This window comes from Klebsiella quasivariicola, assembly GCF_002269255.1.
GTDB classification, from domain to species: Bacteria; Pseudomonadota; Gammaproteobacteria; order Enterobacterales; family Enterobacteriaceae; genus Klebsiella; species Klebsiella quasivariicola.
Window position 1 is genome coordinate 2,695,302 of record NZ_CP022823.1, and the last position, 12,744, is coordinate 2,708,045.

Genomic DNA, 12,744 nt, shown 5'->3' on the forward strand with positions numbered 1-12,744 from the left:
AGAGATTACAGGTCGAAGCGGTCGAGATTCATCACCTTGGTCCAGGCGGCGACGAAGTCATGCACCAGCTTCTGCTGCCCGTCGGCGCAGGCGTAAACTTCCGCCAGGGCGCGCAGTACCGAGTTGGAGCCAAACACCAGATCCACGCGGGTGGCGCTGTACTTCGCTTCGCCGGTTTTACGGTCGCTGCCGGTAAACAGCTCCGCGTTATCATCGGCCGCTTTCCAGACGGTGGCCATATCCAGCAGATTGACGAAGAAGTCATTGCTGAGCACGCCGACGCGGTCGGTAAATACCCCGTGTTTGCTGCCGTCGTAGTTCGCGCCCAGAACGCGCAAGCCACCGACCAGCACGGTCATTTCCGGGGCGGTTAACGTCAGCTGCTGGGCTTTATCGATCAGCAGAGTTTCCGTTGACACCCCGCCTTCGATACGGCGGTAGTTGCGAAAGCCATCCGCCAGCGGCTGCAGCAGGTCAAACGACTCGACGTCGGTTTGCTCAGGCAGGGCGTCGACGCGGCCTGGGGTAAACGGCACGTTGACGCTGACGCCGGCGGCAGCGGCAGCCTGCTCAACGCCGACCACACCGGCCAGCACGATAATATCGGCCAGCGACGCTTTGCCGGAGGCGCGCTGGATCGCCTGCAGGGTCGGCAGTACCCGGCTGGCGATGGCGTTGACCGGCCAGTCTTTCTGCGGGGCCAGCGCCAGACGTGCGCCGTTGGCGCCACCGCGCTTATCGCCGCCGCGGAAGGTGGAGGCGGACGCCCAGGCGACCGATACCAGCTCACTAACTGACAGGCCGGCACCGGCGATGGCGGTTTTCAGGCTGGCGATATCTTCCGCGCTCGGCTGATGAGTCGCGGCCGGCAGCGGATCCTGCCAAATCAGATCTTCTTTTGGCACTTCCGGACCGAGGTAACGGGATTTTGGCCCCATATCGCGGTGGGTCAGCTTGAACCACGCCCGGGCAAACGCCTCGTTAAAGGCCTGCGGATCGTTGAGGAAGCGGCGGGAAATCTTCTCAAACTCAGGGTCGAAGCGCAGGGTCAGGTCAGTGACCAGCATGGTCGGTTTGCGCTTTTTCTCCGGGTTAAACGGATCCGGAATAATTTCCGGCGCGTCTTTGGCTTCGAACTGGATTGCGCCCGCCGGGCTGCGGGTCTGCACCCATTCGTATTTGAACAGGTTCTCGAAAAAGTAGTTGCTCCACTGGGTGGGCGTCTGCGTCCAGACCACTTCCAGACCGGAGGTAATGGCGTCCGCACCTGCGCCGCTGCCGTAGCTGGAGTGCCAGCCCAGACCCTGCGCTTCCAGCGGCGCGGCTTCCGGTTCGGCGCCGACGTGGCTGGTTTCGGCAGCACCGTGGGTTTTACCCAGCGTGTGGCCGCCGGCGATCAGGGCGACAATCTCTTCATCGTCCATCGCCATATTGCCGAAGGTGGCGCGAATGGCCGCCGCAGCGGACAACGGTTCGCCGCTGGCGTTTGGTCCTTCCGGGTTGACGTAAATCAGACCCATCTCGGTGGCGCCGATAGCCTGTTTCGCCAGACTTTCCGGATGACGGTGGGCCAGCCACTCTTTCTCATCGCCCCAGTCGACGTCGAGATCCGGCTCCCAGACATCTTCACGACCGGCGCCAAAACCAAAGGTGCGGAAGCCCGCGTTTTCCAGGGCGACGTTACCCGCCAGCATGTAAAGGTCGGCCCAGGAGATTTTCTGGCCATATTTCTGTTTCACTGGCCACAGCAGACGGCGGGCTTTATCGAGGCTGACGTTGTCAGGCCAGGAGTTCAGCGGTGCAAAACGCTGCTGTCCACGACCTGCGCCGCCGCGACCGTCAACGGTGCGGTAGGTGCCAGCGCCGTGCCAGGCCATACGAATAAACAAGCCGATGTAGCTCCCCCAGTCTGCCGGCCACCACTCTTGCGAATCGGTCAGCAGCGCTCTGAGGTCAGCCTTCAGCGCGGAGTAATCGAGCTTTTTAAACTCTTCCCTGTAGTTAAAATCCTCACCCAACGGGTTGGAACGACTGGAGTGCTGGTTCAGCAGATCGACACGTAGCTGGTTTGGCCACCAGTCGCGGTTGGCGGTGCCGCTGCCGGCGCTCTGTTTTGGCGTCTCGGCGTGGAAAGGGCACTTCCCGGCGGATGCGTTGTTGGATGGGTCGTTAGACGTGCTCATATCAGGCTCCGTTTGCTTTTGTGAATGCCGTTACGATATACACTGCTACCAATAAGCGATATTTGAATGAGTCTACGGATTTAATAGCTAATTCCGTTCAACCAGGGTTAAGCAACCCCCTGATGGGACCACTTCGGTCCGGAGATTGAGATTAACCTCATTAGTAACCATAGCCGTAACGAGACGGCAAAGGAAACGATCTTGAAGGATCCTGTTGATGGAACGCTAATTCTTTGAGATATGACAATTTTTACTACGCCATACGCATTAGTGTTGCCAGTAGGGCGGTGAACCATACACCCCGGCAAAATAGTCAATGACCGTCCGCACGTTCAGAGAAGGATGTCGGGTATAAGGATAGATTGCCGCAATGTACGATGGCGTGTGGCTGATGGCCGCCGAGAAGCGATCCATCAGCGTGACTAATGTCCCGTTTCGCAGCGCTTCGCTGACCATCCAGTCGGGAAACAACACCACCCCCATGCCGCCAATGGCCGAAGTGAGCAGGGCATCGGCATTGTTCGAGGTCATGAGCGGCGTTTGCGGATAGTGCACCCATGCCTCTTCACCCTGGCGAAACAGCCAGCGGTTGGCCCCCTGCGAGCCGCCGTACACCAGCGTGCGATGTTGACGCAACGCCTCCGGCGAGGCCGGGTTGCCAAAGCGGGAGACATACCCGGGGGAGGCGGTCAGGTAATAGCGCTGGCTGCCAAACACTCTGGCGTGGTAGCCCGCGTCCGGCAGGTTGCTGATGCGAAACAGGATATCCGTCGCGTCGCGATGCGGATCGATAAAATCGTCGGTCAGCGTCAGGTCAAACTGCAGTTTGGGATGCCGGGCCGCCAGCTCCGGAAGCCAGGGGGCGATATGCCGCTGACCAAAATAGACCGGCGCATTGATCCGCACCAGCCCGCCGGGGACCTGCGCCCGATCCTGTAACGCCCGCTGCGCGTCGGCGTACTGTCCCAGCAGCTCGCGGGCGGAGGCTGCAAAAAGGCGACCTGCTTCGGTTGGTACCACGGCACGGGTGTTGCGGTAGAAAAGCTGCTGTCCGAGGGCATCTTCCAGCTGCTGGATGGTCCGCGAGATCAGCGAGGGAGAGACCCCTTCGCGGCGGGCCACCACGGAAAAACTCTGGTTATCGTAAACCGCGATAAAAAGCTGAAGGGCGCGAAAATCGACGCTGCTGGCATCGGCCATCTGTGCAATTCCTGCAAAAGTGTTTCCTTCATTATACCGTTTATCACATCACCACGCTGCTTTATGCTCAGCCGCCTGTTGTTCAGAGGAGGCGCAGTAATGCCCTTATTATTCATTTTATTGGTGATTGCCGGCGGCATGGGGCTGTCGGTGGAAGCGGGACTGCTGGGGCCGCTGGCGAGCCAGGTCGGAGATCTGTGGGCGACCATGAGCATCTTTGGGATTGGCGCGGTGTTAACCTTTTTTCTGATGCTGTTTTTCAGCCCGCGCAGCAGCCCGTCGTTCTTTTCTCTGCCCGGCTGGCAACTCACCGGCGGCCTGCTGGGCGCGGGGTATGTGGTGATCTTGACCGTGGCGACGCCGGTGATTGGTATTGCCATGACCATGATCGGCATTCTGGCGGGTCAGGTGGCGAAAAGCCTGGCGATCGACCATTTCGGGCTGTTCGGCAGCCCACGGCGCAAAATCGATCCGCGACGCGCCGTGGCGCTGGGGTTGATTATGGCGGCGTTACTGCTGGTGGCCCTGGGTTAAGGAGTAAAAATGAGTACGCTGATAATTATTCTGGCGCTGTGCGGCGGCGCATTGCTTAGCATTCAGGCGGCGATAAACGGGCGTCTTGGCAGCCAGGTGGGGGTGTTTCGCAGCGCCTTTTTAACCTTTGCCACCGGCGCGCTGGTGACCGGATTACTGATCCTGTTTTTTGCTCCGGCGACCTCGGTAACCCTGCTTCAGGTGCCCAAATGGCAGCTGCTGGGCGCTTTTTGCGGTGTGCCCTACATCGTCATTATGGTGCTGGCGGTGCAGCGGATAGGCACCGCGACGGCCACCGTGGCGGTGATCTTTGGCCAGCTGACGATGAGCTTGCTAATCGACAACTTTGGCTGGCTGGGCAACAGCACGATGGCGTTCTCGCCTGCGCGACTGGCGGCGGTGATATGCCTGGCCCTGGCGCTGTACTTAATCTATACCTCAGGGAAGTCGGCTGCCTCCGACAAGGCGGCCCGCGCAGAACAGTGAGCCGCGCCGACGCGTCGGGCAACGTGAATACAGTCTGACGCGTCACGGGCGAGGGTAAGGATAACGAATCCTCTAACATGCTGAAACATTTCTGCCAGATCATTAGCAACCTTTCAGTAGGGCTGACGCTGCGATAAGGCTATGCTTCCCGGCCGTTACGCCGTTGGCTTTTCCAGTGATTCAGGTGATGTACCGCTAATGCCCCTTTTGAGAGATGAAATTCGCGACCACTCCGCGGAAGAGATGCTGTTTATCCGCCGGGCCGCAATTGCCTTTCTGCTGGTGGTGGTCTGCTTTGGCGTGCTGATCGTTAACCTCTACCATCTGCAGGTGGAGCAGCATGATTTCTACCAGACCCGGTCAAACCAGAACGACATCAAAATGTTGCCCATCGCCCCCAGCCGCGGGCTGATATTCGATCGCAACGGCATTCCGCTGGTGCAGAACATTACCCTGTATCGCCTGCAGGTGATCCCGAGCAAAATTCCCGACATGAACGCACTGCTGCAAAGCCTGACGCCGATTGTCGACCTGACGCCGGATGACATCGCCAGCTTCCGCGACGATATGCATCACAACAGTCGTTATAAAGCGGTGACGCTGAAGTCGGACCTCAGCGATGTGGAGGTGGCCCGTTTTGCGGTCAACGAATTCCGTTTCCCCGGCGTGACGGTGGAGAGTTACCAGCAACGGGAATATCCCTATGGCGCTGAACTGGCGCACGTGGTGGGCTATGTGTCGAAAATTAACGACAGCGATCTGCAGCGGCTGGCGAAAGATGGCGAAGAAGAGAATTACGCCGCCGACCACAATATCGGTAAGCAGGGGATCGAAGGCTATTACGAAAAAGCGCTGCACGGCACCACCGGCTATCAGGAAGTGGAGGTGGATAACCACGGGCGGGTGGTGCGTCTGCTGAAAGAGGTACCGCCAGTGGCCGGGAAAAACCTCTATCTGACTCTCGACCTGCACCTGCAGCAGTATATTGAGTCGGTGCTGAAAGGGCAGCGGGCGGCAGTGGTGGTGGTCGACCCGCGGGATGGCGGTGTGCTGGCAATGGTCTCCAGTCCCAGTTACGATCCTAATCCGTTCGTCAAAGGTATCGGCTATCAGGCTTACAAATCGCTGCTGGATAACCCGGACCGGCCGCTGATCAACCGCGTCACCCAGGGGCTGTATCCCCCGGCCTCGACGGTAAAACCCTATATGGCGCTATCGGCGCTGTCTGCAGGCGTGATCACCCCGAACACTACCTTCTTCGGGGCGCCGACGTGGACGCTGCCGGGCACGCAACGCCGCTACCGTGACTGGCTGAAAACCGGCCACGGGATGCTCAACGTGACCAAAGCCATTGAAGAGTCGGCTGACACCTTTTTCTACCAGGTTGCCTTCGAGATGGGCATTGACCGGATCCATGAGTGGCTGAGCAAATTCGGCTACGGTCAGTCCACCGGCATCGACCTTAATGAGGAGTACGCCGGGGTGCTGCCGAGCCGGGAGTGGAAACAGCGGGTGCATAAAAAGCCATGGTATCAGGGGGACACCATCTCGGTCGGCATCGGCCAGGGGTACTGGATCGCGACCCCGATCCAGATGGTGAAGGCGCTTACCACCCTGCTGAACAACGGTAAGGTGCAGGATCCGCATCTACTCTATTCGATGAAGCAGGGCAACCATGTGGAACGCTATCAGCAGCCGGCGGACCTGCCGCAGGTGGGTGATCCGAAATCCCCGTACTGGGGCATTGTACGCAACGGCATGTACGGCATGGCGAATCTGCCCAACGGCACCGGCTATAAGCTGTTCCATACCGCGCCGTACCAGATTGCGGCAAAGTCCGGGACCTCGCAGGTCTTCAGCCTGAAGCAAAACCAGACCTATAACGCCAAAATGATCCCGGTACGCCTGCGCGACCATATCTTCTACACCCTGTTTGCCCCTTACCAGCATCCGAAGGTGGCGATGGCGCTGATTCTGGAGAACGGCGGCGGGGATGGGGTGGTGGCCGGACCGACGGCGCGCGCCATTCTGGACCATATTTTCGTCCCGCAGCAGGCCCCGTCGACGGCGGCCGACGTGCCGCAGCTTGACAGCGCCGACGCCCGGTAAGAGCCGGGTCTTATTCCGCAGGCGCATCGGCCATAAAAATTGGTTATTTGTCCCGTCGTTTTCCCGGCGGCATAGTGATCGCAGAGAACATGACCCGGAGTGAGGGGGAAGGGTGACACGTAACCGATTACTGCTGGTTCAGACCGGCACGCCGCCGACGGCCATCCGCCAGGCGCATGGCGATCTGCCGCACTGGTTTCGCACGCTGCTGGCGCCGTGGCAGGCGCAGCTGACCGCGGTGCGGGTGTTTGAAGATGAACCGCTGCCGGCGCCGGATAACCAGACCGTGGCGATACTGACCGGTTCGTGGGCGATGGTCACCGATCGGCTGGCGTGGAGCGAACGGACCGCCGACTGGATCCGTCAGGCGGTGGCTATCGATATGCCGCTGTTCGGCGTTTGCTATGGTCATCAGCTGATGGCCCACGCGCTGGGCGGCGAGGTGGCGTATCATCCGGGCGGGCGGGAAAGCGGCAGCCAAACCATTTCTTTGTCGCCATGGGGTGTCGACGACCCGCTGCTGAGCGGTCTGCCGGCCTCGTTTCCCGCGCATTTGAGCCATTTGCAAACCGTGACCCGTTTGCCGGAGGGGGCTACCGTGCTGGCCGCATCCTCCCACGACCGCCACCAGATTGTGCGCTACGGACCGCACGCCGTCTCCACGCAGTTTCACCCGGAATTCACCGCGCCTGTTGCCCGCTCACTGATCCGCTACCGGGAGGCGGTGCTGCAGGCGGAGGGCATCGACCCGCAACGGTTACACGACGAGGTGCAGGAGAGCCCGCAGGCCGCGGCGATCCTTACGCGTTTTGTCAGCGCCTTTCTCACCCCGGATGCCCCCGGCCATTAATTTCCACTGGTGAACAGCACCCGCCAGCGGCGACGGCGGCGAGTCATTTCGCGCCACAGGGCGGCCACCTCTGCAACGCGCAGCGCGTCAGCCGCCTGCGGCGTCACCACCGGTAAACCATATCTCTGGCGCAGGGCGTCCAGCGCCTGCTCCTCGGGGGCGATTCGGGCGCGGGCCTGGGCGGCCAGGCGCTGCTGTAGCGGTCTGAAGGTCGCCTCATCCATGGGGGCCAGCTGGCGCAGAAAGTCTTTACCACAGCGCAGCAATTCCCCGGCGCGGCGATCCGGGGACTGGAGCGCCATCAGCAGCCCGTCGCGATCGGCGACCCGCTGATAGCGGCAGCTCACCACATAGCCAATCTGCTGCTCCACCCGCAGGCGCTGGAAAAATAGCGGCTCACAATGCTGCGCCAGCAGCCGCAGGGCCGCCAGCGAGGCGCCATCCGGCAGCGGAATAAAGACCAGCAGCGCCGTATCGCCTCCCGGATAAACCAGACGTTCGACGCCGCGGCGGCAGGGGGCCGGAGCGGGCATCGGCGGATTAACCGGGGCGGTAATCAGGCTCAGCTGACGCGCTACCCACTGCGCATCTTCCGCGCTGCCGCCCACCAGGGCCGCCAGCCACCCTTCCTGGTGCGCTGACGTATCCAGCCGTTCGGGGAGCTGGGCCATGAGATGACGGATCGCAATACTCTCCGGCGGCGGGGTCAGCGGGGCAACCGGGAGCGCGAGCTGCCGTACGATGGCCTGCAGGATCGCCGCCGGGCGCTGGCCGGCAGCTGGCAGCTGCAGGATCAGCTGCCAGCTGCCGTCGAACAGATGCCACTCGCCGTGTCCCCCGGTGTGGCGCAGGGCGGCAAGCAGTGGGCGCAGCTGTTCCCCGCGCGCCAGCCCTTTGGCCGGCGTGGGCGAGCAGTAGAAGGGCGGTCGCAACACGAGCGTCGGCGGCTCTCCCGGTGACAGGAGGTGACACAGTGGCGCGGCTTCCGCCGGGCTTTCGGCCACGAGCTCGCCAGCGGCCTGCGGATAAAAAGCGAATGCCAGCGCCGGGTCAGTGACCGGACGTGGCGACCAGCGGCTGAGCGGCAGGCTAAAGCCCTGGGTGGCAACAGGCTCCCCCGGGGAAACGGTCTGGCAGGTCAGGCTGACCGCGGGGGCGGCCAGCAGGGCGGCGCAAAAATCGGCGAACCCGGTGGGCGGCGCCCCGGGGGCAAAGCCGAATGCCCGCTGGCGCAGCTGATCGAAGGGCGACAGCGCCTGAAAACGGCGCCGGGACAGCTGATAGTAGTGTTGCTGCTGCTCAGGCGTCGTTTGCTGTAGCGCCTGCAGCCAGTGGGTTATCTGCCGGTCGACCTCTTCCGGCCGGTCGCTGGCGAAGACCAGCGCCAGCCAGCCGAGGTGCCGATCCTGATACAGCCAGTTCAGCGCCACATCCCCGGCCAGCCGGCGCTGGCGCAGGCCGGCCATCAGGCTGCCGGGGGCTTCATCCAGCAAAAACTCGCGCAGTAACGTGACGTTGTCACTTAAAGCGATCAGCGGGCAACGCCACAGCGCGGGCTGGCTGGAGACCGCCAGCTGCAGTGCAGTGAACTCGCCCAGGCGCAGCGGCGGCGCCGGCGGCGGAGCCTCGCCCGCGGCAAGCCCGGCGGCGAAACGGGCCGCCAGCTCGCCGAGCGCCTCCAGCGACTGCGGCCCCTGCAGCCAGAACTGCATTCGTCGGGCGACGTAATGGGTGCGGTGAAAATCGCGTAAGGCTGCCTGCAACGCAGGGAGATCGCCCGCCAGCGCGTCAGCGCTGCCTACCTGAAAGCGACGAAACGCCGCGGGCGCGATGACGGCGTGGCGCACGGCGGCCTCCCGGCGCGACGGCTCATGCTGCTGGATCAGGCGGTATTCGGCATCAATCACCGCCACTTCGCGCTGAATATCGTCCCTGAGCAGCCGCGGGGCCTGCAGCATCTCTCCCAGACGTGCCATGCCCTCCGCCAGGTCCCCGGCGGCGACCTCGAAGAAGAACGCGCTGCGGCGGGCCAGGGTGGTAGCGTTGACGCTCCCGCCCTGGCGCGGTACCCAGCCCATCAGTCGGTCATCATCCTGGTAGCGCTCACCGCCGTAAAACAGCAGGTGTTCCAGCAGGTGCGCCAGACCGGGAAAGTGCGACGGCTCGTGGTGGCTGCCGGCGGCGACCCGCGCCAGAGCCGCCGCGCGCACGGCCTGCGGCTGATGCACCAGGGTGGCCTGCAGGCCGCCCGGCAGGGTGATGGTGCGGGTCGCCAGGGTCATTACAGGTTCCGGGTTTTGTAGATCAGCTGTGAGCGGGCCCGGTTGCGGAACTGCAGCTGGCTGACTTTGATGTCGCTGCAGGCCGCTTCGCGTCGGGCCTCAAGGATTTTGTGATGATGCGGGGATTTGCTGCACACCGGATCGGCGTTATCGGCGCTGCCGGTCAGCATAAAGGCCTGACAGCGGCAGCCGCCGAAGTCTTTCTCTTTTTCATCACAGGAGCGGCACGGCTCCGGCATCCAGTCATACCCGCGATAACGGTTGAAGCCGAACGAGTCATACCAGATCGATTCCAGACTCTGCTCCAGCACCGACGGGAACGCCACCGGCAGCTGGCGCGCGCTGTGGCACGGCAGGGCGGTGCCTTCCGGGGTGACGCTGAGAAAAATCGATCCCCAGCCGCCCATGCAGCCTTTCGGCCGCTCCTCGTAATAGTCCGGGGTGACGAACAGCAGGTTGGTGAGGTTGCCGCTGGCGGCCATTTTCTGCCGGTAATCGGCGACCACCCGCTCGGCGCGGGCGATCTGTTCCCGGGTCGGCAGTAACCCCTCGCGATTAAGAAACGCCCAGCCGTAGAACTGGCAGGTGGCCAGCTCGACGTCATCGGCCTCCAGCTCAATGCACAGCTCGATAATTTTATCGAGCTGGTCGATGTTATGCCGGTGGAGGACGAAGTTGAGCACCATTGGGTAGTCGCGCGCTTTCACCGCTCTGGCCATCGCCAGCTTCTGCTGGAAGGCTTTCTTGTTGCCGGCAAGAGCGGCGTTGAGCACCTCATCGCTGGCCTGGAAGCTAATCTGGATATGGTCCAGCCCGGCCTCGCTGAAGGCGTCGAGCTTGCTCTCGGTTAACCCAATTCCCGAGGTGATCAGGTTGGTATAGAACCCGAGGTCGCGCGCGGCGCGGATCAGCTCCGGCAGATCTTTACGGGTCAGCGGCTCGCCGCCGGAAAAGCCCAGCTGTACGCTGCCCATCGCCCGCGCCTGGCGAAAGACCTCGATCCATTGTTCGGTGGTCAGCTCCTTATCCTGCCGGGCGAAGTCCAGCGGATTGGAACAGTAGGGACACTGCAGCGGGCAGCGGTAGGTCAGCTCCGCCAGCAGCCACAGCGGCGGATTGACGGCGGGTTTATTCTGGCTCACGGCAGGTGATCCACTTCTGTTGACAGGCGATCTGCAGGAACTCGACGACGTCGTCATCGACGCCGCCGGCTTCCGGGAAACGTTCGTTAAGCATGGCGATAATCGCCGCGACGTCGCGCCGGCCATCGACCAGCTCGAGGATCGCCGCGGCGGTCTCATTGAGTTTGGCCATTCCCTCCGGATAGAGGATCACATGGCTCTCCTGGGCAGCTTCCCACTGCAGGCGGTAGCCGCGACGAAAGGCGACGATGGAGGTTTTTTGCATGGTTACACCAGTCGGGTCGTGTGCCAGGCCGCCTTGTCGGTGACCGTATGATAGGGCGGGCGCTGCAGAGCGTAGGCCATGGTCATGGCATCGAGCATCGACCACAGAATGTCGAGCTTAAACTGCAGGATCTCCAGCATCCGGTTCTGTTTTTCCGCGCTGTCGCAGTAGGTCTTCGCCAGCGCCAGACCATGCTCAACGTCGCGGTTGGCCTGGCTCAGACGACTGCGGAAGTAAAAATAGCCTTCCTCTTTGATCCACGGATAGTGCTGCGGCCAGCTGTCGAGGCGCGACTGATGGATCTGCGGGGCGAACAGCTCGGTCAGGGAGCTGCAGGCCGCCTCCTGCCAGCAGGCGCGACGGGCGAAGTTAAGATAGGCATCCACCGCGAAGCGCACGCCGGGCAGCACGTGGCGCTCGCTGAGCAGATCGTCGCGGCTCAGCCCGACCGCTTCCCCCAGCCGCAGCCAGGCTTCAATCCCGCCATCCTCGCCGTGGCTGCCATCGTGGTCGAGGATCCGCTGCACCCATTTACGCCGGGTCTGTGCATCCGGGCAGTTGGCCATAATCGCCGCGTCTTTCAGCGGGATGGTGGTCTGGTAATAAAACCGGTTCGCCACCCAGCCCTGAATTTGCTCGCGGGTCGCGTCGCCGTTGTGCATGGCGATGTGGTACGGGTGGTGAATATGGTAGAAGGCGCCTTTGGCCCGCAGGGCCTCTTCAAAGGCCTGCGGCGACAGCGTGTCGGTGATCAGCATGCGGTATCCTGAAGGGTGATTGCCATCCCGTCCCAGCTCACTTCAATCCCCTGTTGCGTCAGCGCCTGGCGCTGGGGAGACTGCTCGTTAAGGATCGGGTTGGTGTTATTAATATGAATGAGAATTTTGCGTTTTGCCGGCAGGGAGGCCAGCAGGGCCATCATCCCGTGCTCATCGCCGAGCGCCAGGTGGCCCATATCGCGGCCGGTATTGCGCCCGACGCCGGCGGCCTGCAGTTCGTCATCCTGCCAGACGGTGCCATCGATCAGCAGACAGTCCGCTTTTTGCAGCCACGGCAGAAGGGCTTCATCCGGCTCACCCAGCCCCGGCGCATAGAACAGCGTCTGGCCGTTGCGGCGGTTTTCGATAAACAGCGCTACGTTATGGCCCGGCAGCGGCCGGTCGCGATACGGCGAATAGGGCGGCGCGTTGCTGGCGATAGGCACCGCGGTAAACTGCAAATCAGGACAGGCGTCAACGGTAAAAGGCTGCTGCGGGGCGATGGGGTGATGCACCAGGCCGCCGTTCCAGTGTCGCAGCATGGTAAACACCGGGAAGCCAGTGGAGAGATCCTCATGAACTTCCGGCGTGCACCACACCTGGTGCGGGCAGCCCTCGCGCAGGCTCAGCAATCCGGTGGTGTGGTCGATCTGGCTGTCGGTGAGAATAATGCCGCCGATATGCGTCCCGCGCAGCACGCCGGGGTTATTTAACTCGGGGGTATGAGCAATCTGCTGGCTGATATCCGGCGAGGCGTTGCACAGTACCCACTCTTTGCCGTTATCGCTGACGATGATCGACGACTGGGTGCGGGCGGTGGCCTGAATGGTGCCGTTGCGCAGGCCCTGACAGTTGGCGCAGTTGCAGTTCCATTGTGGGAAACCGCCGCCAGCGGCGGAGCCGAGGACTTTAATGAACATGAAGACGGACCGGGT

11 protein-coding genes are annotated in these 12,744 nt (G+C 62.3%); 4 read left to right on the forward strand and 7 right to left on the reverse strand.

Going from position 1 to position 12,744, the window contains the following annotated elements:
• Window positions 1-5: 5 nt before the first annotated feature.
• Window positions 6-2,183, reverse strand: coding sequence for a catalase/peroxidase HPI (gene katG / locus B8P98_RS13455; protein WP_025711516.1), 2,178 nt, complete (start codon window positions 2,181-2,183; stop codon window positions 6-8).
• A 267-nt stretch (window positions 2,184-2,450) separates the two neighbouring features.
• Complete coding sequence (locus B8P98_RS13460) at window positions 2,451-3,383, reverse strand: LysR family transcriptional regulator (protein WP_095033122.1); 933 nt, start codon at window positions 3,381-3,383, stop codon at window positions 2,451-2,453.
• Between the two features lie 99 nt (window positions 3,384-3,482).
• On the opposite strand from B8P98_RS13460, the gene B8P98_RS13465 reads away from it, so the two are divergent.
• The 4 genes from B8P98_RS13465 to B8P98_RS13480 all read left to right on the forward strand — a co-directional run bounded on the left by B8P98_RS13465 (window position 3,483) and on the right by B8P98_RS13480 (window position 7,362).
• Window positions 3,483-3,917 carry a DMT family transporter gene (locus B8P98_RS13465; protein ID WP_042929122.1) on the forward strand — a complete coding sequence of 145 codons (435 nt, stop codon included), beginning with the start codon at window positions 3,483-3,485 and terminating at the stop codon, window positions 3,915-3,917.
• A gap of 9 nt (window positions 3,918-3,926) precedes the next feature.
• Window positions 3,927-4,403: a DMT family transporter gene (locus B8P98_RS13470; protein WP_025711512.1), complete on the forward strand. Its 477-nt coding sequence runs from the start codon at window positions 3,927-3,929 to the stop codon at window positions 4,401-4,403.
• 198 nt (window positions 4,404-4,601) lie between these two features.
• Window positions 4,602-6,512: a penicillin-binding protein 2 gene (mrdA, locus tag B8P98_RS13475; RefSeq protein WP_025711511.1), complete on the forward strand. Its 1,911-nt coding sequence runs from the start codon at window positions 4,602-4,604 to the stop codon at window positions 6,510-6,512.
• A 112-nt stretch (window positions 6,513-6,624) separates the two neighbouring features.
• Window positions 6,625-7,362, forward strand: coding sequence for a glutamine amidotransferase (locus tag B8P98_RS13480; RefSeq protein ID WP_080897784.1), 738 nt, complete (start codon window positions 6,625-6,627; stop codon window positions 7,360-7,362).
• Here B8P98_RS13480 and pqqF read toward each other — a convergent pair.
• The 5 genes from pqqF to pqqB are packed head-to-tail and all read right to left on the reverse strand — an operon-like array spanning window position 7,359 to window position 12,729.
• Window positions 7,359-9,644 (reverse strand): pyrroloquinoline quinone biosynthesis protein PqqF, encoded by a 2,286-nt coding sequence (gene pqqF / locus B8P98_RS13485; RefSeq protein WP_095033124.1) that lies wholly within the window; start codon window positions 9,642-9,644, stop codon window positions 7,359-7,361. The two genes, B8P98_RS13480 and pqqF, sit on opposite strands and share 4 nt — an antisense overlap.
• On the reverse strand, window positions 9,644-10,786 hold the full coding sequence (gene pqqE / locus B8P98_RS13490; protein WP_080897786.1) for a pyrroloquinoline quinone biosynthesis protein PqqE: 1,143 nt from the start codon (window positions 10,784-10,786) through the stop codon (window positions 9,644-9,646). The genes pqqF and pqqE overlap by 1 nt, the downstream gene beginning before the upstream one ends.
• Entirely contained in the window at window positions 10,773-11,051 is a 279-nt protein-coding gene (pqqD, locus tag B8P98_RS13495) for a pyrroloquinoline quinone biosynthesis peptide chaperone PqqD (protein WP_008804779.1), read from the reverse strand. Before pqqD ends, pqqE begins: the two co-directional genes overlap by 14 nt.
• Window positions 11,052-11,053: 2 nt before the next feature.
• The gene (gene pqqC / locus B8P98_RS13500) at window positions 11,054-11,809 is read right to left on the reverse strand and encodes a pyrroloquinoline-quinone synthase PqqC (protein ID WP_025712400.1); all 756 of its coding nucleotides are present in this window, start codon (window positions 11,807-11,809) and stop codon (window positions 11,054-11,056) included.
• Window positions 11,803-12,729, reverse strand: coding sequence for a pyrroloquinoline quinone biosynthesis protein PqqB (gene pqqB, locus B8P98_RS13505; protein WP_025712401.1), 927 nt, complete (start codon window positions 12,727-12,729; stop codon window positions 11,803-11,805). The genes pqqC and pqqB overlap by 7 nt, the downstream gene beginning before the upstream one ends.
• Between the last annotated feature and the right edge of the window lie 15 nt (window positions 12,730-12,744).

Coding starts and splice junctions, on each gene's coding strand:
- katG (WP_025711516.1), bottom strand. CDS start 2,183: ATGAGCACGTCTAACGACCCATCCAACAACGCATCCGCCGGGAAGTGC.
- B8P98_RS13460 (WP_095033122.1), bottom strand. CDS start 3,383: ATGGCCGATGCCAGCAGCGTCGATTTTCGCGCCCTTCAGCTTTTTATC.
- B8P98_RS13465 (WP_042929122.1), top strand. CDS start 3,483: ATGCCCTTATTATTCATTTTATTGGTGATTGCCGGCGGCATGGGGCTG.
- B8P98_RS13470 (WP_025711512.1), top strand. CDS start 3,927: ATGAGTACGCTGATAATTATTCTGGCGCTGTGCGGCGGCGCATTGCTT.
- mrdA (WP_025711511.1), top strand. CDS start 4,602: ATGCCCCTTTTGAGAGATGAAATTCGCGACCACTCCGCGGAAGAGATG.
- pqqF (WP_095033124.1), bottom strand. CDS start 9,644: ATGACCCTGGCGACCCGCACCATCACCCTGCCGGGCGGCCTGCAGGCC.
- pqqD (WP_008804779.1), bottom strand. CDS start 11,051: ATGCAAAAAACCTCCATCGTCGCCTTTCGTCGCGGCTACCGCCTGCAG.
- pqqC (WP_025712400.1), bottom strand. CDS start 11,809: ATGCTGATCACCGACACGCTGTCGCCGCAGGCCTTTGAAGAGGCCCTG.
- pqqB (WP_025712401.1), bottom strand. CDS start 12,729: ATGTTCATTAAAGTCCTCGGCTCCGCCGCTGGCGGCGGTTTCCCACAA.